Origin of the sequence: Streptomyces sp. NPDC102279 (assembly GCF_044766365.1) — a bacterium.
Classification (GTDB): domain Bacteria; phylum Actinomycetota; class Actinomycetes; order Streptomycetales; family Streptomycetaceae; genus Streptomyces.
In genome coordinates this window covers 217,406-240,470 of the sequence record NZ_JBIWLU010000010.1, presented here as the reverse complement: position 1 = coordinate 240,470, position 23,065 = coordinate 217,406, and the positions used below count along the sequence as shown (strand labels likewise).

24 protein-coding genes are annotated in these 23,065 nt (G+C 69.0%); 4 read left to right on the top strand and 20 right to left on the bottom strand.

The window, feature by feature from the left end; all coding sequences use genetic code 11:
- Window positions 1–91: 91 nt before the first annotated feature.
- The gene (locus ACIRQH_RS26370; RefSeq protein WP_358819423.1) at window positions 92–940 is read right to left on the bottom strand and encodes a 3-hydroxyacyl-CoA dehydrogenase family protein; all 849 of its coding nucleotides are present in this window, start codon (window positions 938–940) and stop codon (window positions 92–94) included.
- A 123-nt stretch (window positions 941–1,063) separates the two neighbouring features.
- Window positions 1,064–1,705 carry a TetR/AcrR family transcriptional regulator gene (locus ACIRQH_RS26365; RefSeq protein WP_388866594.1) on the bottom strand — a complete coding sequence of 214 codons (642 nt, stop codon included), beginning with the start codon at window positions 1,703–1,705 and terminating at the stop codon, window positions 1,064–1,066.
- Between the two features lie 80 nt (window positions 1,706–1,785).
- On the opposite strand from ACIRQH_RS26365, the gene ACIRQH_RS26360 reads away from it, so the two are divergent.
- The 4 genes from ACIRQH_RS26360 (at window position 1,786) to ACIRQH_RS26345 (ending at window position 6,249) form a co-directional block, all read left to right on the top strand.
- Entirely contained in the window at window positions 1,786–2,568 is a 783-nt protein-coding gene (locus ACIRQH_RS26360) for an ABC transporter ATP-binding protein (protein ID WP_388866597.1), read from the top strand.
- A 45-nt stretch (window positions 2,569–2,613) separates the two neighbouring features.
- Complete coding sequence (locus ACIRQH_RS26355) at window positions 2,614–3,363, top strand: ABC transporter permease (protein ID WP_358819426.1); 750 nt, start codon at window positions 2,614–2,616, stop codon at window positions 3,361–3,363.
- 13 nt (window positions 3,364–3,376) lie between these two features.
- Window positions 3,377–3,949: a cob(I)yrinic acid a,c-diamide adenosyltransferase gene (locus tag ACIRQH_RS26350; RefSeq protein ID WP_358819427.1), complete on the top strand. Its 573-nt coding sequence runs from the start codon at window positions 3,377–3,379 to the stop codon at window positions 3,947–3,949.
- Between the two features lie 461 nt (window positions 3,950–4,410).
- Entirely contained in the window at window positions 4,411–6,249 is a 1,839-nt protein-coding gene (locus tag ACIRQH_RS26345; protein ID WP_358819428.1) for a glycoside hydrolase family 18 chitinase, read from the top strand.
- A gap of 96 nt (window positions 6,250–6,345) precedes the next feature.
- Here the strand turns inward: ACIRQH_RS26345 and ACIRQH_RS26340 are convergent, their stop codons facing one another.
- From ACIRQH_RS26340 to ACIRQH_RS26255, 18 genes are all read right to left on the bottom strand, one after another.
- Window positions 6,346–6,792, bottom strand: a complete 447-nt coding sequence (locus ACIRQH_RS26340; RefSeq protein WP_388866603.1) for a DUF2550 domain-containing protein — start codon at window positions 6,790–6,792, stop codon at window positions 6,346–6,348.
- 159 nt (window positions 6,793–6,951) lie between these two features.
- A complete protein-coding gene (locus ACIRQH_RS26335; RefSeq protein ID WP_081219455.1) occupies window positions 6,952–7,326 on the bottom strand; it encodes a F0F1 ATP synthase subunit epsilon in 375 nt (124 codons plus the stop codon).
- 128 nt (window positions 7,327–7,454) lie between these two features.
- Complete coding sequence (gene atpD, locus ACIRQH_RS26330; RefSeq protein WP_328553381.1) at window positions 7,455–8,891, bottom strand: F0F1 ATP synthase subunit beta; 1,437 nt, start codon at window positions 8,889–8,891, stop codon at window positions 7,455–7,457.
- Entirely contained in the window at window positions 8,891–9,805 is a 915-nt protein-coding gene (locus ACIRQH_RS26325; protein ID WP_404227111.1) for a F0F1 ATP synthase subunit gamma, read from the bottom strand. The genes atpD and ACIRQH_RS26325 overlap by 1 nt, the downstream gene beginning before the upstream one ends.
- Window positions 9,806–9,826: 21 nt before the next feature.
- Window positions 9,827–11,416: a F0F1 ATP synthase subunit alpha gene (gene atpA / locus ACIRQH_RS26320; protein ID WP_358819431.1), complete on the bottom strand. Its 1,590-nt coding sequence runs from the start codon at window positions 11,414–11,416 to the stop codon at window positions 9,827–9,829.
- Window positions 11,417–11,543: 127 nt separating this feature from the next.
- The gene (locus tag ACIRQH_RS26315; RefSeq protein WP_358819432.1) at window positions 11,544–12,365 is read right to left on the bottom strand and encodes a F0F1 ATP synthase subunit delta; all 822 of its coding nucleotides are present in this window, start codon (window positions 12,363–12,365) and stop codon (window positions 11,544–11,546) included.
- On the bottom strand, window positions 12,362–12,907 hold the full coding sequence (locus ACIRQH_RS26310; RefSeq protein WP_164371801.1) for a F0F1 ATP synthase subunit B: 546 nt from the start codon (window positions 12,905–12,907) through the stop codon (window positions 12,362–12,364). The genes ACIRQH_RS26315 and ACIRQH_RS26310 overlap by 4 nt, the downstream gene beginning before the upstream one ends.
- A 41-nt stretch (window positions 12,908–12,948) precedes the next feature.
- Complete coding sequence (gene atpE, locus ACIRQH_RS26305; RefSeq protein WP_024884520.1) at window positions 12,949–13,179, bottom strand: ATP synthase F0 subunit C; 231 nt, start codon at window positions 13,177–13,179, stop codon at window positions 12,949–12,951.
- A 74-nt stretch (window positions 13,180–13,253) separates the two neighbouring features.
- Window positions 13,254–14,075, bottom strand: coding sequence for a F0F1 ATP synthase subunit A (gene atpB, locus ACIRQH_RS26300; RefSeq protein WP_404227110.1), 822 nt, complete (start codon window positions 14,073–14,075; stop codon window positions 13,254–13,256).
- Window positions 14,076–14,300: 225 nt separating this feature from the next.
- Window positions 14,301–14,738, bottom strand: coding sequence for a hypothetical protein (locus ACIRQH_RS26295; RefSeq protein ID WP_358819433.1), 438 nt, complete (start codon window positions 14,736–14,738; stop codon window positions 14,301–14,303).
- Window positions 14,739–15,036: 298 nt separating this feature from the next.
- A complete protein-coding gene (locus ACIRQH_RS26290; RefSeq protein WP_404227109.1) occupies window positions 15,037–16,392 on the bottom strand; it encodes an MraY family glycosyltransferase in 1,356 nt (451 codons plus the stop codon).
- A 129-nt stretch (window positions 16,393–16,521) separates the two neighbouring features.
- A complete protein-coding gene (glyA, locus tag ACIRQH_RS26285; RefSeq protein WP_358819435.1) occupies window positions 16,522–17,760 on the bottom strand; it encodes a serine hydroxymethyltransferase in 1,239 nt (412 codons plus the stop codon).
- A gap of 94 nt (window positions 17,761–17,854) precedes the next feature.
- On the bottom strand, window positions 17,855–18,502 hold the full coding sequence (locus tag ACIRQH_RS26280; RefSeq protein ID WP_358819436.1) for a protein-tyrosine-phosphatase: 648 nt from the start codon (window positions 18,500–18,502) through the stop codon (window positions 17,855–17,857).
- A 52-nt stretch (window positions 18,503–18,554) separates the two neighbouring features.
- On the bottom strand, window positions 18,555–19,202 hold the full coding sequence (locus ACIRQH_RS26275; protein ID WP_081219444.1) for an L-threonylcarbamoyladenylate synthase: 648 nt from the start codon (window positions 19,200–19,202) through the stop codon (window positions 18,555–18,557).
- A gap of 101 nt (window positions 19,203–19,303) precedes the next feature.
- The gene (gene prmC, locus ACIRQH_RS26270; protein ID WP_358819437.1) at window positions 19,304–20,143 is read right to left on the bottom strand and encodes a peptide chain release factor N(5)-glutamine methyltransferase; all 840 of its coding nucleotides are present in this window, start codon (window positions 20,141–20,143) and stop codon (window positions 19,304–19,306) included.
- 79 nt (window positions 20,144–20,222) lie between these two features.
- The gene (gene prfA / locus ACIRQH_RS26265; protein ID WP_358819438.1) at window positions 20,223–21,299 is read right to left on the bottom strand and encodes a peptide chain release factor 1; all 1,077 of its coding nucleotides are present in this window, start codon (window positions 21,297–21,299) and stop codon (window positions 20,223–20,225) included.
- A gap of 164 nt (window positions 21,300–21,463) precedes the next feature.
- The gene (gene rpmE, locus ACIRQH_RS26260) at window positions 21,464–21,685 is read right to left on the bottom strand and encodes a 50S ribosomal protein L31 (protein WP_355875773.1); all 222 of its coding nucleotides are present in this window, start codon (window positions 21,683–21,685) and stop codon (window positions 21,464–21,466) included.
- Between the two features lie 202 nt (window positions 21,686–21,887).
- On the bottom strand, window positions 21,888–23,027 hold the full coding sequence (locus ACIRQH_RS26255) for an LCP family protein (RefSeq protein WP_358819439.1): 1,140 nt from the start codon (window positions 23,025–23,027) through the stop codon (window positions 21,888–21,890).
- Window positions 23,028–23,065: the final 38 nt, after the last annotated feature.

Genomic DNA, 23,065 nt, shown 5'->3' with positions numbered 1-23,065 from the left:
CCGAATTCACCTCATGGGGTGACACCCGAGAGGCGCGTGCGGTTTCCGTGCCGAATGCGGCGACGGGGTCGTCCGTCGCCGCGGTGATCGTTCAGTGCTTGTAGAAGCCCTGCCCGCTCTTGCGCCCGATGTCACCGGCGTCAACCATCCGGCGCATCAGCTCGGGCGGCGCGAACTTCTCGTCCTGGGTCTCGGTGTAGATGTTGCCGGTGGCGTGCAGCAGGATGTCGACGCCTGTGAGGTCGGCGGTGGCGAGGGGTCCCATCGCGTGGCCGAAGCCCAGCCGGCAGGCGAGGTCGATGTCCTCGGCGGTGGCCACGCCGGACTCGTACAGCTTGGTCGCCTCGACGACCAGCGCCGAGATGAGACGGGTGGTCACGAAGCCGGCGACGTCGCGGTTGACGACGATGCAGGTCTTGCCGACGGACTCGCTGAACTCCCGTGCGGTGGCGAGTGTTTCGTCGCTCGTCTTGTAGCCGCGGACCAGCTCGACGAGCTGCATCATCGGCACCGGCGAGAAGAAGTGCACGCCGACGACGCGCTCCGGGTGCTCGGTGGCCGCCGCGATCTTGGTGATCGGGATGGCGGAGGTGTTCGAGGCGAGCACGGTGTCGGGGCGGACGATCTTGTCGAGGGCCCGGAAGATCTCGTGCTTGACCTCGAGCTTCTCGAAGACGGCCTCGACGACGATGTCCGCGTCGGACGCCGCTTCCAGGTCGGTGGTCGCGGTGATGCGCGCGAGCGCCGCCTCGGCGTCGGCCGCCGCCAGCTTGCCCTTGCCGACGAACCTGTCGTACGAGGCCTTGATGCCGTCGAGGCCACGGCCGAGCGCCTCGTCGGTCACATCGCGCAGGACCACGTCCCAGCCCGCCTGCGCGGAGACCTGAGCGATGCCGGACCCCATGAGTCCGGCTCCGATGACGGCGAGCTTCCGTGCCACTCCGACTCCCTTAACACGCTTGAATGAGTTGCTCTCCGGCGGACCCTAGCGCCCGGGTACGCCTGTGTGACCGGTAAGTAACGCGCGTCACGTCTCATCTGACGGACATCACACCGGCACGGCTCATTCGACCGCCCGTACGGCGTAGTTGAGCACCTTGGGGCTCAACAGGTCCTCCATGTCGTCGAGGAGCAGAAGCAGCTCGCGTGACACTTCGTCCGGATTGCGGCCGGCCATCATCTCCCGGCCGATGACCGACATGACGGTCTGGTGCACCCAGTTGATCTGGCCCGCGACGAGGCCCGGCAGCGGATCCCCGGGGGCCGCGGCGACCTCCTCGCGCAGCGCCTCCTCCAGGTTGACGAGGATCTCCTGGCCGATCGCCCAGAGCCGTGAGCGGAGCGCGGCCGCGTCCTGGATGACCTCCATGAAGCGGGCGTACCCGGTCATCAGACCGAGCCGCGGGGAGACCGCCTCGACCTCGTGGCGCAGTTCACGCAGGACCGCGGCGGCGGCCGACTCGCCCTTCGCCCGGCCGCGGACCCAGCCGGCGAGGCGGTCGACGATGCCCCGCGAGCGGTCGAGGAAGAGGTCCTCCTTGGCCGGGAAGTAGTTGTAGACGGTGTTCACGGAGACGTCCGCGGCGACCGCGATCTCCGCGACGGTCACCGCGTCGAAGCCCCGCTCCAGGAACAGGCCCGTGGCGACGTCGGAGATGTACTGCCGCGTCTGCCGTTTCTTCCGCTCCCTGAGCCCTTCCGCCATGTCCGCATCCTAACTTTCGCTGGGCCCGCTGAAATCTTGGTGTCATTGCAAAATTTAAGAGACTCTGTTTTTCTGACGGCATGGCAATCATCAGTACGGCCGGACTGGCCCGCACCTTCGCGACCAAGCGGGGGCCGGTGGAGGCGGTGCGCGGCATCGACCTCACCGTGCGGCCCGGCGAGATCCTCGGCCTTCTCGGACCCAACGGCGCCGGCAAGACCACCACGCTCCGGATGCTCACCACCCTGCTCGCCCCCACCGGCGGCGCCGCGACCGTCGCGGGCTGCGACCTCGCCGGCGACCCGGCGGGCGTACGCCGCGCCTGCGGCTACGTGGCCCAGTCGGGCGGCGTCGACCCGCACGTCACCGTGCGGGAGGAGCTGGTCACCCAGGGGCGGCTGTACCGGCTGCCCAGGCCGCGCGCGGTCGAGCGGGCCGACGAACTGGCCCACGAACTCGGCCTCACCGGCCTCATGGACCGCCGCACCGCCGCGCTCTCCGGCGGGCAGCGACGCCGACTGGACATCGCGCTCGGCCTCACCCACCGGCCCGTGGTGCTCTTCCTCGACGAACCGACGACCGGACTCGACCCCGGCAGCCGCGCCGACCTCTGGGACCTCGTGCGCCGGCTGCGCGACACCCACGGCACGACGGTCTTCCTCACCACCCACTACCTCGACGAGGCGGACGCGCTCGCCGACCGGCTGGTGATCGTCGACCGGGGCGTGGTCGTCGCCGACGGCACGCCCGGCGCGCTGAAGCGGGCGCACGGCGGCTCCCCCGACGCGACCCTCCAGGACACGTTCCTCGCCATCACCGGACGCGGCCCCGAACCGGCCGACGCCACACCCGTGGCCGTCTGAGACCGCCCCGCAGCCGACCCACCCGTCGAACAGGACCGAGGACCGATGCTTCTCCACGACACCGCGCTGATCTTCGGGCGCTACGCCCGCCAGACCCTGCGCTCCCGCTTCGCGATGCTCTTCGGCGCCCTGATGCCGTTGCTGTACCTGCTCTTCTTCGGACCGCTCCTGACCGGCCTGCCCCTCGCCTCCCGAGGCACCTCCTGGCAGGTCCTCGTCCCCGGCCTGCTGCTCCAACTCGGCCTTTTCGGCGCCGCGTTCGCCGGTTTCACGATCATCATCGAGAAGAACCTCGGCATCGTGGAACGCATGCGGGTCACCCCCGTGAGCCGTCTCGCGCTGCTGCTCGGCCGGGTGCTGCGCGACGCCGCCGTCTTCGTCCTCCAGGCGGTGCTGCTGGTCCTGGCGGCCCTGGTGATGGGACTGCGCGCCCCGCTCGCCGGCATCCTGATCGGCTTCGCCTTCGTCGCCCTGCTGACCGTCTCCCTCGCCTCACTGTCGTACGCCCTCGCCCTGAAGGTCAGCACGCCGCAGGCGTTCGGACCCGCCGTGAACGCGCTGACCATGCCGTCCATGCTGCTGTCCGGGCTGATGCTGCCGATGGCCCTGGCCCCCGGCTGGCTGGACGTGCTCTCGCACTTCATGCCGTTCCGCTATCTGGTGGACGCGGTACGGGACGCGTACGTCGGCTCCTACGCCACCGCGCACATGCTGTACGGCGTCCTGGTGGCCCTGGGCTTCGCCGCTCTCGCCGTGACAGTGGGCACACGCGTCTTCCGCAGGGCGGGGGCATAACTAGGCTGACCTCATGGTCAATCTGACGCGCATCTACACCCGGACCGGCGACCAGGGCACCACCGCCCTCGGCGACATGAGCAGGGTCGCCAAGACCGACCTGCGGATCTCGGCGTACGCCGACGCCAACGAGGCGAACGCGGTGATCGGCACGGCCATCGCGCTGGGCGGCCTGGAGACGGAGGTCGTCGAGGTCCTCACCCGGGTCCAGAACGACCTGTTCGACGTGGGCGCGGACCTCTCGACACCCGTGGTCGAGGACCCGAAGTTCCCGCCACTGCGCGTGGAGCAGTTCTACGTCGACAAGCTGGAGGCGGACTGCGACCGCTTCAACGAGCGGCTGGAGAAGCTCCGTTCCTTCATCCTGCCCGGCGGCACCGCGGGCGCGGCCCTCCTGCACCAGGCGTGCACGGTCGTCCGCCGTGCCGAGCGTTCCACCTGGGCGGCGCTGGAGGTCCACGGCGAGGCGATGAACCCGCTCACCGCCACCTATCTGAACCGCCTCTCCGACCTCCTGTTCATCCTGGCGCGCACGGCCAACAAGGACACCGGTGACGTCCTGTGGGTCCCCGGCGGAGAGCGCTAGAGCCCGAGCCGATCCGAAGAGCACCCCTCGCCCGCAAGGACGGGCGAGGGGTCTCGGGCGACCCCTGACGGAGAGCCGCCCGGAGTTTTTTCCCGGCCGGGGCAGGCCCGCGGCGCCCAAGCATCGCGGCACCGCCCCGCAGCCCCGGGACGGCCGAGCGCGCACGTCAGCCCGCCTGCCGGGCCCACCGGACACCGGGGGCCGGGCCCAAGCGACCCTCCCCCCAACGGAGTTGAGTGATCGCTCCCGGCACATTGCACTGGTCCAGACCTATTGACCCGTGGTCCAGACCTTTCTATTCTCGCCGCACTGCGCTTAGCCATGCCCACGACACCCCCGGCCGAGGGGGCGCGAGGGCGGCGGGAGCGCGAGCGAGCGCACGCCCACCGGGCTGAGCACGGTCGCGGTTCCTCCGCTCGTCACGGCGCCCCGGAGGCACCAGACGAAAGAGGAGAGGCATCATGCGCTTCCGGCAGAGAGCCAGACACAGAACCGTGGCGGGGCTCACCACCCTGCTCCTCCCCCTCGCCGCACTCGTCGGCCTCGCTGGCCCCGCACAGGCGGCCACCAGCGCCACCGCGACGTACACCAAGACCCAGGACTGGGGCACGGGGTTCGGCGGCCAGTGGACCGTCAAGAACACGGGCACGGCCGCCATCAGTTCGTGGGCCATCGAGTGGGACTTCCCCACCGGCACGTCCGTCACCTCGGCCTGGGACGCGGACGTCACCCACTCCGGCAACCACTGGACCGCCAAGAACAAGTCCTACAACGGCACCCTCGCCGCGGGCGCCTCCCTCTCCTTCGGCTTCAACGGCGCCGGCTCCGGTTCGCCCACCAACTGCACCCTCAACGGCGGCAGTTGTGACGGCGGCACCACCGTCCCCGGCGACAGCGCGCCCTCCGCGCCCGGCACGCCCACCTCCTCGGCCATCACCGACACCTCGGTGAAGCTCTCCTGGAGCGCTGCCACCGACGACAAGGGCGTCAAGAACTACGACGTCCTGCGCGGCGGCACCAAGGTCGCGACCGTGACGACCACCTCGTACACGGACACCGGCCTGACCGCCGGCACCGACTACTCGTACACGGTCCAGGCCCGCGACACCGCCGACCAGACCGGTCCGGTCAGCGGCGCGGTCTCCGTGCACACCACCGGCGGCGGCACCACTCCCCCGCCCACCGGCAACGCCGTCAAGCTCGGCTACTTCACCGAGTGGGGCATCTACGGCCGCAACTACAACGTCAAGAACCTGGTGACGTCCGGCTCGGCCGCGAAGATCACGCACATCAACTACGCCTTCGGCAACGTCACCGGCGGCAAGTGCGCGATCGGCGACTCCTACGCCGACTACGACAAGGCCTTCACCGCCGACCTGTCGGTAAGCGGCGTCGCCGACACCTGGGACCAGCCCCTGCGCGGCAACTTCAACCAGCTGCGTGAGCTGAAGGCCAAGTACCCGAACATCAAGGTGCTGTGGTCCTTCGGCGGCTGGACCTGGTCCGGCGGCTTCGGTGAGGCGGCCAAGAACCCGGCGGCCTTCGCGCAGTCCTGCTACGACCTGGTCGAGGACCCGCGCTGGGCCGATGTCTTCGACGGCATCGACATCGACTGGGAGTACCCGAACGCCTGTGGTCTGACCTGCGACACCAGCGGTGCCGCGGCCTACAAGAACGTCATGCAGGCGCTGCGTGCCAAGTTCGGCACGAACAACCTGGTCACCGCCGCCACCACGGCCGACGGCACCTCGGGCGGGAAGATCGACGCCGCCGACTACGCGGGCGCCGCGCAGTACGTCGACTGGTACAACGTGATGACGTACGACTTCTTCGGAGCGTTCGACGCGGACGGCCCGACCGCCCCGCACTCCCCGCTCACCTCGTACAGCGGCATCCCGCAGGCCGGGTTCACCACGGCCGACGCGATCGCCAAGTTCAAGTCCAAGGGCGTACCGGCAAGCAAGCTGCTGATCGGCATCGGCTTCTACGGGCGCGGCTGGACCGGCGTCACCCAGGACGCCCCGGGCGGCACCGCCACCGGTCCCGCGCCGGGCACGTACGAGCCGGGCAACGAGGACTACAAGGTCCTCAAGACGTCCTGCCCCGTCACCGGCACCATCGCCGGCACGGCGTACGCCCACTGCGGCAGCAACTGGTGGTCGTACGACACCCCGTCCACCATCGCCGGCAAGATGTCGTGGGCCAAGACCCAGGGCCTGGGCGGCGCGTTCTTCTGGGAGTTCAGCGGCGACACCAGCAACGGTGAACTCGTCAGCGCCATCAACAGCGGCCTGAGCTGACCCCCCGCACCACCTCGCACGAACGCCGCGGGCAGACCTCCGGGTCTGTCCGCGGCTTTCTTCTCGGCTCCGAGCGGCCGACCGGCCGGGTACGGGTCAGGCCACGTTCACGCGCTGGCCGGGCGGGGCCGCCTCCAGCCACGCGAGGAAACCGGTGAGCGCGTCCTCGCTCATCGCCAGTTCGAGACGGGTACCGCGATGGAGACAGGTCAGGATGATCGCGTCGGAGAGCAGCGCGAGTTCCTCCTCGCCCTCGGCGGCACGGCGGCCGGCCACCTCGATCGCCGAGCGCTCCAGAACGCGGCGCGGCCGGGGGGCGTAGGAGAAGACGCGGTACCACTCGACGCGGTCGCCGTTGTAGCGGGCGACTCCGTAGCTCCAGCCCTTGCCGCCGGCGTCGCCCTTCTCGGGGACGTCCCAGCGCAGGCTGCAGTCGAACGTTCCGCCTGAACGCTGGATCAGCCGGCGGCGGAGGCCGAAGACGAACAGCCCCACCACGACAAGCGCCACTACCAATCCGCACACAGTCAGAGCGAGGACCATCGACACCGACCTCCTCGTCTCCTAGGTAACGGAAAAGAAAAAACTTCCGGATTCGCCTCAGCCGCGGCCAGGGCCGGAGTGATCCGGTCCCAGCCGCGGCTGAGGCAAAGCTTCACACAGTGCGGCCCCAGCGCCTAAGGGCCTGGGGTCGCACGGTCGTCAGCGCGTCGACACCGCACGCAGGCGGACATCCGCGCGACGCTCGGCGGACGCGTCGGCGTCCGACTTCGCGCGCTCGAGCGCCCGCTCCGCACGCTGGACATCGATCTCGTCCGACAGCTCGGCGATCTCGGCCAGCAGCGACAGCTTGTTGTCGGCGAACGAGATGAAACCCCCGTGCACCGCCGCGATGACCGTCCCGCCATCGCTCGTACGAATGGTCACCGGGCCCGACTCCAGCACACCGAGCAGCGGCTGGTGACCGGGCATGACGCCGATGTCGCCGGACGCGGTACGCGCGACGACCAGGGTGGCCTCGCCGGACCAGACACTACGGTCCGCGGCGACGAGCTCGACGTGCAGCTCAGCAGCCAAGGTGGGCTCCTCGGGTCACCACCCGGCGTTGCTGCCGGGTGTTGGGTCAAAGTCTAGTAGGCGAACGGAGGGGGACGGACCGCACCCCGCGAGGCGCGGCCCCGCCCCCCTCACTCAGAACACGAGGTTCAGGAGACGCCGAGTTCCTTGGCGTTGGCCTTGAGGTCCTCGATGCCACCGCACAGGAAGAACGCCTGCTCCGGGAAGTGGTCGTACTCGCCGTCGATGATCGCGTTGAAGGCCACGATCGACTCGTCCAGCGGGACGTCCGACCCGTCGACGCCGGTGAACTGCTTGGCGACGTGGGTGTTCTGGGACAGGAAGCGCTCCACGCGACGGGCACGGTGGACGGTGAGCTTGTCCTCTTCGCCCAGCTCGTCGATACCGAGGATCGCGATGATGTCCTGGAGGTCCTTGTACTTCTGGAGGACCGACTTCACCCGCATGGCGGCGGCGTAGTGGTCCGCCGCGATGTAGCGCGGGTCCAGGATGCGGGACGTGGAGTCCAGCGGGTCCACGGCCGGGTAGATGCCCTTCTCGGAGATCGGACGGGAGAGAACCGTCGTCGCGTCGAGGTGGGCGAACGTGGTGGCCGGGGCCGGGTCGGTCAGGTCGTCCGCGGGGACGTAGATCGCCTGCATCGAGGTGATCGAGTGACCGCGGGTCGAGGTGATGCGCTCCTGGAGGAGGCCCATCTCGTCGGCCAGGTTCGGCTGGTAGCCCACCGCGGAGGGCATACGGCCGAGCAGGGTCGAGACCTCGGAACCGGCCTGCGTGAAGCGGAAGATGTTGTCGATGAAGAACAGCACGTCCTGCTTCTGCACATCGCGGAAGTACTCCGCCATGGTCAGACCCGCGAGGGCCACGCGCAGACGGGTGCCCGGGGGCTCGTCCATCTGACCGAAGACAAGCGCGGTCTTGTCGATGACGCCCGACTCGGACATCTCCTCGATGAGGTCGTTGCCCTCACGGGTGCGCTCGCCGACACCGGCGAACACGGAGACACCGTCGTGGTTGTTGGCGACGCGGTAGATCATCTCCTGGATGAGCACCGTCTTGCCGACACCGGCACCACCGAACAGACCGATCTTTCCACCCTTGACGTACGGGGTGAGGAGGTCGATGACCTTGACGCCGGTCTCGAACATCTCGGTCTTCGACTCGAGCTCGTCGAAGCGCGGGGCCTTGCGGTGGATGGACCAGCGCTCACCCGAGTACTTCTCGTCGGAGTTCAGCACCTCACCGAGGGTGTTGAACACCTTGCCCTTGGTGAAGTCACCGACCGGGACGGTGATGCCCGCTCCGGTGTCGGTGACCGCGGCCTGGCGGACCAGACCGTCGGTGGGCTGCATGGAGATCGTGCGGACCAGGCCGTCACCCAGGTGCTGGGCGACTTCCAGGGTCAGCGTCTTCTTCTCGCCGGCGTTGGCCGGGTCGGCCACCTCGACGTGAAGGGCGTTGTAGATGTCCGGCATCGCGTCGACGGGGAACTCCACGTCGACGACCGGGCCGATGACCCGGGCGACGCGGCCCGTGGCAACGGCCGTCTCAGAAGTCGTCGTCATTACTTGTCACTCCCCGCGGTCGCGTCGGCAAGGGCTGCGGAGCCACCGACGATCTCGCTGATTTCCTGGGTGATTTCGGCCTGGCGGGCCGCATTGGCAAGTCGGGAGAGCGTGGTGATCAGGTCTCCCGCGTTGTCGGTCGCCGACTTCATCGCGCGGCGCGTGGCGGCGTGCTTGGAAGCAGCCGACTGGAGCAGCGCGTTGTAGATACGGCTCTCGACGTAGCGCGGCAGCAGGGCGTCTAGGACGTCCTCCGCCGACGGTTCGAACTCGAACAGCGGGAGGATCTCGCCCTTCGGCGTCTCCTCCGCGACCTCTTCGAGGCGAAGCGGCAACAGGCGGCCGTCGATGGCCGACTGCGTCATCATCGAGACGAACTCGGTGTAGACGATGTGGAGTTCGTCCACGCCGCCGTCCGCCGTCTCCTTCTCGATGGCCTCGATGAGCGGACCCGCAACCTTCTTCGCGTCCGCGTACGTGGGCTCATCGGTGAAACCCGACCACGACTCCACGACCTTGCGCTCGCGGAAGTTGTAGTGGGCCAGACCGCGGCGGCCGACGATGAACGTGTCGACCTCCTTGCCCTCGGCCTCGAGGCGCGCCGTCAACTGCTCGGCGGCCTTGATGGCGTTGGAGTTGAAGGCGCCGGCCAGTCCGCGGTCGCTCGTGAGGAGCAGCACCGCGGCACGGGTCGCCGTCTCCGCCTCCGTGGTCAGCGGGTGCTTGGTGTTCGAACCGGTACCGACCGCCGTGACCGCGCGGGTGAGCTCGGTCGCGTACGGCGCGGAGGCCGCCACCTTGCGCTGCGCCTTGACGACACGCGAGGCGGCGATCATCTCCATCGCCTTGGTGATCTTCTTGGTCGCGGTGACGGATCGGATGCGACGCTTGTAGACCCGGAGCTGGGCTCCCATGAGTCAGGTCCCTTCCTTACGTCACTTGGCCGCGGCCGGAGCGTCCTCGCCGAGAAGCTTCCCGTCCGAGGTCTCGAACTGCTTCTTGAAGTCCGCGATGGAGTCAGCGACGGCGGTGAGGGTGTCGTCCGACATCTTGCCGCCCTCCTTGATGGAGGTCATGAGGCCCTGCTCCTTGCGGTGCAGGTACTCCAGGAGCTCCTTCTCGAAGCGCCGGACGTCGGCGACCGGAACGTCGTCCATCCTGCCGGTGGTACCGGCCCAGACGGAGACGACCTGGTCCTCGGTCGGCATCGGCTGGTACTGAGCCTGCTTGAGCAGCTCGACCAGACGCTGACCGCGCTCCAGCTGCGACTTCGACGCGGCGTCCAGGTCGGAACCGAAGGCGGCGAACGCCTCCAGCTCGCGGTACTGGGCCAGGTCGAGGCGAAGCCGGCCGGAGACCTGCTTCATCGCCTTGTGCTGGGCGGAGCCACCGACGCGGGAGACCGAGATACCGACGTTCAGGGCCGGACGCTGGCCGGCGTTGAACAGGTCGGACTCCAGGAAGCACTGGCCGTCGGTGATGGAGATGACGTTGGTCGGGATGAACGCCGACACGTCGTTCGCCTTGGTCTCGACGATCGGCAGACCCGTCATCGAACCGGCGCCCAGGTCGTCGGAGAGCTTCGCGCAGCGCTCCAGCAGACGGGAGTGCAGGTAGAAGACGTCACCGGGGTAGGCCTCGCGCCCCGGCGGACGGCGGAGCAGCAGGGACACGGCGCGGTAGGCGTCGGCCTGCTTCGAGAGGTCGTCGAAGATGATGAGGACGTGCTTGCCCTCGTACATCCACTGCTGACCGATGGCCGAACCGGTGTACGGCGCCAGGTACTTGAAGCCGGCCGGGTCGGACGCCGGGGCGGCGACGATGGTCGTGTACTCCAGGGCGCCGGCCTCTTCGAGCGCACCACGCACGGAGGCGATGGTGGAACCCTTCTGACCGATGGCGACGTAGATGCAGCGGACCTGCTTCTTCGTGTCGCCCGAGCGCCAGTTGTCGCGCTGGTTGATGATCGTGTCGACGGCCAGCGCGGTCTTGCCGGTCTGACGGTCACCGATGATCAGCTGACGCTGGCCACGGCCGATCGGGGTCATCGCGTCGACGGCCTTGTAGCCCGTCTCCATCGGCTCGTGGACCGACTTGCGGATCATGACGCCCGGGGCCTGCAGCTCGAGGGCGCGGCGGCCGGTGGTCTCGATGTCGCCGAGGCCGTCGATCGGGTTGCCGAGCGGGTCGACGACGCGGCCGAGGTAGCCCTCGCCCACGGCGACGGACAGCACCTCACCGGTGCGCTGCACCGGCTGGCCCTCCTCGATGCCGCTGAACTCGCCGAGGACGACCGCACCGATCTCGCGCTCTTCCAGGTTCAGTGCGAGACCGAGGGTTCCGTCCTCGAACTTCAGCAGCTCGTTCGCCATGGCCGAGGGAAGACCCTCGATCTTGGCGATACCGTCGCCGGCAACGGTGACCGTACCGACCTCCTCGCGCGAGGCCGCGTCCGGCTTGTACGACTGGACAAAGTTCTCCAGCGCATCCCGGATCTCCTCCGGCCGGATCGTGAGCTCCGCCATCTGGGTTCCCTGCTCTCCTTGTTGGGCCCGAAGTTTCACTTTGGGGGGATGGGGACTCCCCCCTATGAGAGGTGAATCCTCTGCACGGCCCAACATGGGCCGTCCTTGCGTTCTGCTGATGGGCTTGCTAGCTCGCCATGCGGCGAGTGGCGTCCTCGAGACGGTCCGCGATCGAACCGTTGATGACCTCGTCACCGACCTGCACCCGGATCCCGCCGAGGACATCGGGGTCCACGTCGAGGTTCAGGTGCATCGGGCGGCCGTAGAGCTTCGCCAGCGCGGCGCCGAGGCGCTGCTTCTGGCCGTCACTCAGCGGCACCGCCGAGGTGACCACGGCGACCATGCGGTTGCGGCGCTCGGCGGCGAGCTTGGACAGGGACTCGAGTCCCGCTTCCAGGCTACGTCCGCGCGGCGCGGTCACAAGGCGCGTCACGAGACGCTCGGTCGTCACGTTGGCCCGGCCGCCGAGCAGGCTGCGCAGCAGCTCGCTCTTGGCCGCCGTGGTGGCGGCGCGGTCGGTCAGCGCGGCGCGCAGCTCGGTGTTCGAGGAGACGATCCGGCCGAAGCGGAACACCTCGTCCTCGACATCGTCGAGCGCACCCGCACGCTGGGCCGCCGTGAGGTCGGCGGTCGCGGCGATCTCCTCGAGCGCGTCCACCAAGTCGCGGGGCTGCGACCAGCGGGACCGCACCATGCCGGTGACCAGGTCGGCGGTGGTACCGCTCACCTGGGCGCCGAGCAGGCGCCGGACCAGCTCGGCCTTGGCCTCGCCGGGCTGCGCCGGGTCGGTGAGGACCCGACGCAGCGACACCTCGCGGTGGAGCAGCGCGGTGACCGCGGCCAGCTCGTCGGCGAGCTGCGCCGCGTCCACGGACGTGGAGTCCGTCAGCGCGTCGAGACGCTCACGTGCGGCTGCGGTTGCCTCGCGGCTCGCTCCGTGCGCAGTCATCGAGCCGCCTCGGCCTTCTCCTCAAGCTCGGAGAGGAAACGGTCGATGACGCGGCTCTGGCGGGCGTGGTCCTCGAGGGACTCGCCGACCAGCTTGCCGGCCAGGTCGGTGGCCAGGTGGCCGACGTCCTGACGCAGCGCCTGAGACGCGGCCTTGCGGTCGGCCTCGATCTGCGTGTGACCGGCGGCGATGATCTCTTCGCGCTGCCGCTGGCCTTCCGCGCGCATCTCGGTGATGAGCGTGGCGCCCTGCTCCTGTGCCTCCTGGCGCAGGCGCGCGGCCTCGTGACGGGCCTCGGCGAGCTGAGCCTTGTACTGCTCAAGCACGCTCTGGGCCTCGGTCTGAGCGGCCTCGGCCTTTTCGATACCGCCCTCGATGGCCTCGCGACGCTGCTCCAGAACCTTGTTGATGTTCGGGAGAAGCTTCCACGCCAGGAAACCGAAGACGATGACGAAGGCGAGCAGGCCGATGACAAGCTCGGGAATCGGCGGGACGAGGGGGTTTTCCGTCTCCTCGGCCGCCAGAATGAGCAGCTGGCTCATGTCAGTGCCTTTCGTCTAGTGGGCTGTCGTGGATCCGAAGATCACTTGCCGTAGACGAACGGCATGACCAGACCGATGAGGGCGAGCGCCTCACAGAAGGCGAAGCCGAGGATCTGGTTGGCGCGGATCAGACCGGCGGCCTCAGGCTGACGGGCGAGGGCCTGGGTGCCGTTACCGAAGATGATGCCGACGCCGACGCCGGGGCCGATGGCCGCGAGGCCGTAACCGATCGAGCCGAGCGAGCCGGAGACAGCGGCAAGGGTCTGGGACATGCCAGTTCTTCCTTTTCTTTACGGACCGGTGGGGGTTGGCCACCGGACGACTGCGGGGTCGAGAGGGAAGGCGCTCAGTGGTTCTCGGCCAGTGCGCCCTGGATGTAGGTGCAGGTCAGCAGGACGAAGACGTAGGCCTGCAGGGCCTGGATGAACAGCTCGAACGCGGTCATGACGAGAGTCATGACGAACGAGACGCCCGCGTACGCGATGCCGATGCCGTTGAGCAGGTACCAGCTGGCGATCGTGAACAGCAGCAGCAGCGTATGACCCGCGAACATGTTCGCGAACAGTCGCACCGCGTGCGTGAACGGGCGGACGAGCAGGTTCGAGAAGAACTCGATGACCATGGCGAGCGGCAGAACCGGGCCCAGCGACTTGTCGTATCCGGTGACGTTCTTGAAGAAGCCCACGAAGCCGTGCCGCTTGAAGGTCAGCGAGACCCACAGGACATAGACGATCAGGGCCAGCACCAGCGGGTACGAGATGATCGCGGTGACCGGGAACTGGGCGAGCGGAATGATCGACCAGAGGTTCATCATCCAGACGAAGAAGAACAGCGAGACGATCAGTGGAACGTACTTCTCGCCTTCCTTCTTGCCGATCGTCTCGTAGACGACGCCACGACGGACGAAGTCGTAGCCCGCCTCGGCAATCATCTGCAGCTTGCCCGGGACGACCTTCGGCTTACGGAAGGCGGCCCAGAAGAAGCCGACGATGACGATCGAACCGAGCAGCGCCAGGAGCATCGTCTTGTTGAAGTAGACGTTGCTGTCACCGTCGCCCCAGAGGGGCTCGAACAGGAACGAGTGCAGGCCGGGAGCCGGGAAGCCACAGCCGTCGAAGATGTGGCAGTCGGTCTCGAAGGCGAGCACCTGCGTCGGGTCAGCACTCACCGCGGGCTCCTTCAGCGTGGCGCATAGGTACGGCAACCTCGTTGTGTCGGCGCGGCACACAGCCGCGGTTCGGCACTGGACTGGTGTTACGGATGTGGGGGCGGCTGTGGGGCATCAAGCCTCGCGATTGAGCAGGCGTCAGCTCAGATGCCCGCGCCCGCGATGCCGCAGTTGGCACCGGACGATAGCAGGATCTCTTACGCGCACTTATCCCGGCCCTACCCCTCACGACGAGTGCCCTGTCTTCTCGGGCTTGTCGCCCTTCGAGGACTCGGGTTCGACGTAGAGGATCTTGGCCTTCATGTGGGCACGCGCCTGTGCGCCGATCCACGCGAGCGTGGTGACGACCAGGGTGAGCGCGAAGGACTTGGGGTTGAACAGCGACGTGTCCCTGAAAACGGCGACGAAGACGAACAGCAGAAGAATCTGCGTCGTGTACAGCAGGAGACCCATCGCCTGGAACAGGTGCGGAAGCGATTTGGCGGTGCGCTGCAGAACGTAGAGACCGAGCCCCATGAAGAGGATCACGACCAGCGTCGCGACGACCGCCCCGATCGCTCCCTTGCCGCCGGCGACCACACCACTGACCGCGGCGGCAATCGCGCCGACGGCAGCTGTGGGTACAGCGGCTTGAAGGAGAATCCGGGCGTCATTGGACGGCATGGCGGCAACTCCGCTTGCTCAGGGGGGCAGGGTGTCGTCATGGACGAGCGTAGTCCCGGGTGGAGAGAGAACCTCACGCCAAGAGGCCGTCGCACGAGGGTCCTTCGGCTCTGTTCCCGGGTTCTCGTGAACCGTATCACAAACTATTTGATGAGGTCTTTACCTGGTTGGTGTGCTCGCTGTCACACATGAGAGTGACAGTGCGCGTCTGCGCGCCCAAGGGGTCAACTTGTCTGGTATTGGGACTCTTTGTTACCCCACGACTTGGTCACGCGTTAGTCAGATTCTTACCTTCACGTCAGCGCGACGACTCGGCCTCGCGCCGGTCCAGGAGTCGCGAACGGGTACCAATTGCCGTTGCCCCGTTGACTCCTGAGACTCCGGCGACCGCCCCGGCACAGTGTTCGCGCGCCTCGTCCGGCCCCTCCGTGACAGCCGTCTCGTGCGTGACCTGCGCCCCCTCCACGGCGGCCGCGGCAGCGGCCCTGCGACGGCGGTAGCGCGGCGGCAGGAGGTGCTCGGCCCAGCGCGGGGCACGCGGTGTGAACCGCGGCAACAGGAGCAGCACCAGGCCGACCGCGCTGAGTGCCGCGATGGCCAGCACGCTCCACATGGCACCGGAGTTGACCGAGTAGGCGAGAGCGCCGAACGAGATCAGCGCCGACCAGAAGTACATGATCAGCACAGCGCGGCTGTGCGAGTGGCCGACCTCCAGGAGGCGGTGGTGCAGGTGCCCGCGGTCCGCCGCGAACGGCGACTGTCCGCGCCAGGTGCGCCGCACGATGGCGAGCACGAGGTCGGCGGCCGGGATCGCGATGATCGTCAGCGGCAGCAGCAGCGGGATGAACACGGGCACCGTCTGGTGCACGGTGTTGCGCTCGGAACCGGAGAAGAGGTTCATCACGTCGGGGTCGATCTGCCCGGTGATGGAGATCGCGCCGGCGGCCAGCACCAGCCCGATGAGCATCGACCCGGAGTCGCCCATGAAGATCCGGGCGGGGTGCATGTTGTGCGGCAGGAAGCCCAGGCACATCCCCATCAGGATCGCCGCGAACAGCGTCGCCGGGGCGGCCGCCTCGATGCCGTACGAGTACCAGATGCGGTAGGCGTACAGGAAGAACGCGGCGGACGCGATGCAGACCACTCCGGCGGCCAGTCCGTCGAGGCCGTCCACGAAGTTGACCGCGTTGATCGTGATGACGACGAGCGCCACCGTCAGCAGCGTGCCCTGCCACTGGGTCAGCGCGACCAGCCCGACGCCCGGGATCGGCAGCCACAGGATCGTCAGACCCTGCACCACCATCACGCCGGCGGCGATCATCTGGCCGCCCAGCTTGATCAGGGCGTCGATCTCGAACTTGTCGTCCAGCACGCCGATCAGCCAGATCAGCGCGGCTCCGGAGAGCAGGGCACGCGGTTCGTTCGAGTTGGCGAAGACCTCGTTGAGGTTCGTCAGGTGGTCCGCGACCAGCAGACCGGCGCACAGGCCGAAGAACATCGCGATGCCGCCGAGCCGCGGCGTGGGCTCACGGTGCACGTCGCGCGCACGGATTTCCGGCATGGCTCCGGCCACGATCGCGAACTTCCGTACCGGCCCTGTCAGCAGATACGTCACCGCGGCCGTGATGCAGAGCGTCAGCAGGTATTCACGCACGGGCTTCCCCACAGGTCTCGCTGGCCATCACAGCCCCACACCCTAGCGATGCACGCATATGGTTGGGGACTTCCGGGTAGCGACGATGGTTGCACGAGTGGCTGTGCACCTGTGCACATGTACCCGCGGTCAGTCCGGGTATGGGGGAAATCTTCCGGTCAGCTCCCGCACTTCTTCACGGACCCGCTTGGCCTCGACCTCGTCCCGCAGCACCCCCGCGAACAGCACTGCGACCCGCGCGGCCTCGGCCTGGCCCATGCCCTGCGTGGTCAGCGCCGCGGTGCCCAGCCGCAGGCCACGGGTGTCGCCGTGGGGCAGCGCACACGTGTCGAGGACCATACCGGCGGCGGCGAGCCGGCCACGCGCGGTGCGCCCGTCGACACCGAGCGGCGCCGGATCCACCGTGACGAGATGGGTGTCGGTGCCGCCCGTGGTGACGGCGAGCCCTTCCGCGTCCAGTCCCGCGGCCAGCACGCGCGCGTTCTCGATCACCTGATGGGCGTACGCCGTGAACGCCGGGGTTGCCGCCTCGCCGAACGCGACGGCCTTCGCCGCGATGGTGTGCATCTGCGCGCCGCCCTGGGTGAACGGGAAGACCGCCCGGTCCACGCGCTCGGCCAGCTCGCTCCCGCACAGGATCATGCCGCCGCGCGGCCCCCGGAGCACCTTGTGGGTCGTGGCGCACACCACGTCGGCGTACGGCACCGGGTTGGGGGCCGCTCCCCCGGCGACGAGCCCGATGGGATGGGCGGCGTCCGCGATCAGATAGGCGCCGGCCTCGTCGGCGACCTCCCGGAAGAAGGCGTAGTCGATGTGCCGGGGGTAGGAGATCGATCCGCAGACGACGGCCTTGGGGCGGTGGGCGCGGGCCAGCGCTCGCACCTCCTCGTGGTCGATGAGTCCGGTCTTCGCATCGACCCCGTAGCCGACGAAGTCGAACCAGCGGCCGGAGAAGTTCGCGGGCGATCCGTGGGTCAGGTGACCGCCGGAGGACAGGCTCATCGCCAGCACGGTGTCGCCGGGGCGCAGCAGGGCGGCGTACGCGGCGAGGACGGCCGAACTCCCCGAGTGGGACTGCACGTTGGCGTGGTCGGCGCCGAACAGGGCCTTGGCGCGGTCCACGGCCGCGCGCTCGGCGACGTCCACGAGTTCGCAGCCGCCGTGGTGGCGGGCGCCGGGGTATCCCTCGGCGTACTTGTTGGCCATCGGGGAGCCGAGCGCGGCCAGCACGGCGGGGGAGGTGAAGTTCTCGGCGGCGATCAGCTGGAGGGTCGTCGACTGGCGGTCCAGCTCACCCCGCAGGATCTCCGCCATCTCGGGATCCTGGCGCAGGAGGACATCCGCTTCGGGCATCTGGGTGACCGGCATGGTGGACTCCGGGCTCGGCGGGGACGCGCGCTACGTCCAATGTAGAACCGCGGACCCCGCGACGCCTGGTGTCAGGCTCCCGGGGCGCCTGGCGTCAGGTGCGGGCGCGTACCCCCGTCAGCGCGGTGACGACCGGGTCGAGCGCCTCGTTGATCTCGTCGCCGATGGACCGGAAGAACGGCAGCGGCGCCCCGTAGGGGTCGAACACCTCGTCCGCCTCCGCCGTCGGGGCCAGCAGCCAGCCGCGCAGCGCGGCGGCGGCGCGCACCAGGGCGACGGCACGTTCGATGACGCCGTGCTCCAGGGGCGGCAGGGTTGCCGGGTCTATGGCGCGGACGAGGCGGGTGAACTCCTTCAGGGTGAAGGTGCGCAGGCCCGCCGAGTGCCCCATCGAGATGACCTGGGCGCGGTGGTCGCGGGTGGCCGTCAGGACGAGGTCGGCGCGGATGACGTGGTCGTCGAGCAGTTCACGCCCGACGAAGCCGGAGGGGTCCGCGCCGAAGTCGGCGAGGACGGTCGCGGCGTTGGCCTCCATGGGGGCGCCCTCGTGGCCCCAGGTGCCGGCGCTCTCCACGATGAGGCCGCCCCACCGGGGGTCGCCGAGCCGGTCCGCGAGGGCATGCCGGGTCAGCCGCTCGGTGATGGGCGAGCGGCACACATTGCCGGTGCTGACGTGGAGGATGCGGAAGGACTCCCTGGGGGACCCGTCGGTCCCCGTGATCCCCGTGCCTATGCCACGCATGGGGGTGCCCCCTGGTCGAGCGGAGCGGGGGGCCGGGAGGAGTCAGGGGCTGTCAATTCGCCACCTCGAGGTCGGGTACGACCTTGCGGAGCTCCTCCGCCGACAGGGCGCCCGCGCGCAGCAGCACGGGGACCTTGCCGGTCACGTCGACGATCGAGGAGGGCACGTTGCCCGGGGTGGGGCCGCCGTCCAGGTAGACCGAGATGGAGTCCCCGAGCATGTCCTGCGCGGCGTCACAGGTCTCCGGTGACGGGTGGCCCGTGAGGTTGGCGGAGGAGACGGCCATCGGGCCGACCTCGGTGAGGAGCTCGATGGCGACGGGGTGCAGCGGCATGCGGATCGCCACGGTGCCGCGGGTGTCGCCGAGGTCCCACTGGAGGGACGGCTGGTGCTTGGCGACGAGCGTGAGGGCGCCGGGCCAGAAGGCGTCGACGAGTTCCCAGGCCATCTCGGAGAAGTCCGTGACGAGGCCGTGCAGCGTGTTCGGGGAGCCGATGAGGACGGGGGTGGGCATGTTGCGGCCCCGGCCCTTGGCGTCGAGCAGGTCGGCCACGGCCTCGGAGGTGAACGCGTCGGCGCCGACGCCGTAGACGGTGTCCGTCGGGAGGACCACCAGTTCGCCACGGCGGACGGCGGACGCTGCCTCGCGCAGACCGGTGGTGCGGTCGGTCGCGTCGTTGGTGTCGTATCGCCGTGCCATTTAGCGGGCCTCCTCGTACACGTACAGCTGGTGGGGAAACGGGGGGAACACGATGCGTGCGCGCGCCCTGTCGCCGGGCGCCGGGACGCGGTGGGCCGCGCTCACGGCATCGCCTTGCGGGCGGTCGCGAAGCGGGGCCGGTTGTTGAGGTCGGGGTGGTCGGCCGCGTCGGCCCAGCCCCGCTCCTCGGTGAAGATCCACGGAACCTGTCCGCCCTGGGTGTCGGCGTGCTCGACGACGACGACGCCGCCGGGACGCAGCAGCCGGTGCGCGGTGCGCTCGATGCCGCGGATGAGGTCGAGCCCGTCCTCCCCCGAGAACAGGGCGAGTTCGGGGTCGTGGTCACGGGCCTCCGGCTGCACGTACTCCCACTCGGTGAGCGGGATGTACGGAGGGTTGGAGATCACCAGGTCCACCTGGCCGTCGAGGTCCGGGAAGGCCTCCAGGGCGTCTCCCTGGCGCAGGTCGACCCTGGACCCCTCGACGTTCTTGCGCGTCCACCTGAGGGCGTCCTCGGACAGCTCCACGGCGTGCACACGGGAGCGCGGGACCTCCTGCGCGAGGGCGAGCGCGATGGCGCCGGAGCCGGTGCACAGGTCGACGATCAGCGGTTCGACGACGTCCATCGCGCGGACGGCGTCTATGGCCCAGCCCACGACCGACTCGGTCTCCGGCCGGGGCACGAACACACCGGGCCCCACCTGGAGTTCGAGGTAGCGGAAGTAGGCGCGCCCGGTGATGTGCTGGAGCGGTTCGCGGGCCTCGCGGCGCGCGGTGACCTCCCAGTAGCGGGCGTCGAAGTCGGAGTCCTTGACGGTGTGCAGCTCGCCCCGCTTCACCTCGTGCACGAAGGCGGCGAGCTCCTCCGCGTCGTTGCGCGGCGAGGGCACGCCGGCGTCGGCCAGCCGCTGGGTGGCCTGGGCGACTTCCGCGAGCAGCACGCTGCGGGAGTTCGGGGGTCGACCCCCAAAATGTTGCTGCACGCTGGTCCTCCGGGGCTGAGCTGTTGTCGTGAGCTTCTTACGCGGCGGCGAGCTTGGCTGCCGAGTCCGCGTCGACGCAGGCCTGGATCATCGTGTCGAGGTCGCCGTCCAGGACCTGGTCCAAGTTGTACGCCTTGAAGCCGACGCGGTGGTCCGAGATGCGATTCTCCGGGAAGTTGTACGTACGGATCTTCTCGGAGCGGTCGACGGTGCGGACCTGGCTGCGGCGGACGTCCGCGGCCTCCCGTTCCGCTTCTTCCTGGGCCGCCGCGAGGAGCCTGGAGCGCAGGATACGCATCGCCTGCTCCTTGTTCTGCAGCTGGCTCTTCTCGTTCTGGCAGGAAGCGACGACTCCGGTGGGAATGTGCGTGATGCGCACGGCGGAGTCGGTGGTGTTGACGGACTGCCCGCCGGGGCCGGAGGAGCGGTAGACGTCGATCCGCAGGTCGTTCGCGTGGATCTCGACGTCGACCTCCTCGGCCTCGGGCGTGACGAGCACGCCGGCGGCGGAGGTGTGGATGCGGCCCTGCGACTCGGTGGAGGGCACGCGCTGCACGCGGTGCACGCCGCCCTCGTACTTGAGGCGGGCCCAGACGCCCTGGCCGGGCTCGGTGGCACCCTGGCCGCCCTTGGTCTTCACGGCGACCTGGACGTCCTTGTAGCCGCCGAGCTCGGACTCGGTGGAGTCGATGATCTCGGTCTTCCAGCCGACGCGCTCGGCGTAGCGCAGGTACATGCGCAGGAGGTCACCGGCGAACAGGGCGGACTCGTCGCCGCCGGCGCCCGCCTTGATCTCCAGGATGACGTCCTTGTCGTCGCTCGGGTCGCGCGGGACCAGCAGCAGGCGGAGCTTCTCGGTGAGCCCCTCGCGCTGCTTCTCCAAGTCCTTGACCTCGGCGGCGAAGTCGGGGTCGTCGGCGGCGAACTCCTTCGCCGTGCCGATGTCGTCCCCGGTCTGCTTCCAGGAGCGGTACGTCGCGACGATCGGGGTCAGCTCGGCGTAGCGCTTGTTGAGCTTGCGCGCGTTGGCCTGGTCGGCGTGGACCGACGGGTCAGCGAGCTTCGTCTCCAGATCGGCGTGCTCACCGATCAGTTCCTCGACCGCCTCGAACATCTCCGGCTCCAATGGACTGTCCCCGTCATGGTCTCGGGGACGTGGGGTACGGCATGGGGGCCCCTGTTCCGGCGTCGCCGGAGCCCGGGGAAAGGGCTGCACCGCAAAGCGCCGGCCCCGGCGTCCCCGTGCCGGGGACGCCGAAGACCGGCGCTGTGGGCTCGCTACTTGTTGGCAGCGGCAGCCTTGCCGAAGCGGGCCTCGAAGCGGGCCACGCGGCCACCGGTGTCGAGGATCTTCTGCTTGCCCGTGTAGAACGGGTGGCACTCGGAGCAGACCTCGGCACGGATGGTGCCGGAGTCGATGGTGCTCCGGGTGGTGAACGACGCGCCACAGGTGCAGCTGACCTGGGTATCGACGTACTCGGGGTGGATGTCGCGCTTCAAGGTGTCTCCTAGTTTCGGGAGGGCTCCGGGTCGCCGCCGCGGGATGCGGGTGCGTGAACCGGGGCCGACGTACCAGTCTGCCAGCACTGGCCGTATCCCCCAAAACGGGGGGACGCGATGATCTATTCCCGGGGCGCCGACAGGCCGGCCCGGGCCCCCGCGAACGGGGGCCGGCCGGGGCCGGACGGCGCCCTGTGCGGGGTCAGCCGGAGCTGACGACGCCCTTCGCGGAGCCGGTGGCGGTTCCCTCGGTGGCCGCCTTCGGGATCGGCTGGTCGTTCTTGAGCGCCTTCCAGACCTGCGCCGCCTTGTCCTTGTCGACCAGGACGCGGTTGGCGTCGGCGCTGTCGTACTGGACCGGCATCGTCACCATGTTCATGTGCGACGAGCTGATGCCCTTGAGGCCGTTGGCGAAGGACGCGAGGTCGGTGACCGAACCGATGTCGGAATCGGTGGTGACCGTCTTGGTGGCGGTGTCGGCCAGCTCGTAGAGCTTCTTCGGGCTGGACAGCACGCCGAGGTGCTTGACCTGGTTGACCAGGGCCTTGATGAACGCCTGCTGGAGCTGGATGCGGCCGAGGTCGGAGCCGTCGCCGACGCCGTGCCGGGTGCGCACCAGACCGAGCGCCTGCTCGCCGTCCAGGGTGTGCGTGCCGGCCTTCAGGTTCAGGTGGCTGTCGGGGTCCTTGATGCTCTTGCTCGTGGTGACCGAGACGCCGCCGAGGTCGTCGATCAGCTTCTGGAAGCCGGTGAAGTCGACCTCGACGTAGTGGTCCATGCGGATGCCGCTGACGGACTCGACGGTCTTCACCGCGCAGGTGGCGCCGCCGGTGGAGTAGGCGGAGTTGAACATCACGCCGGAGGCCGCGTCGTGGGTGGTGCCCTGCGTGTCGGTGCAGGACGGCCGGTCGACCAGGGTGTCGCGCGGGATCGAGACCACGCTGGCCTTCTTGTGGCCCTTGTACACGTGGATGATCATCGCGGTGTCGGAGCGGGCGCTGCCGTCGTCGGTGCCGCCGCCCAGCTTCTTGTTCCCGCCGGCACGGGTGTCCGAGCCGAGGACCAGGATGTTCTCGGAGCCGTTGTCGACCTTCGTGGGCCGGTCGCTGCCGAGCGCCTGGTTGATGTCGACGCTCTTGATGTTGCCGTTGAGCTTGAAGTACAGGTAGCCGGCTCCGGTGCCCCCGAGCACCACGATGCCCGCGGCGCTCCAGGCCGTGATGAGCAGGGCCTTGCTCCGTGTGCCGCGCGCCTTACGGCGGCGGCCCTTCGCGCCACGGCGCGGGGCGCTCTTGCCCGGTTCTCCCGGTATCTCGGGCTCCGGTGTGCTCTCGGCAGGCATGTGCTCCTCAGTCCCTCTGCGGTCGGTTACCCCCTGCT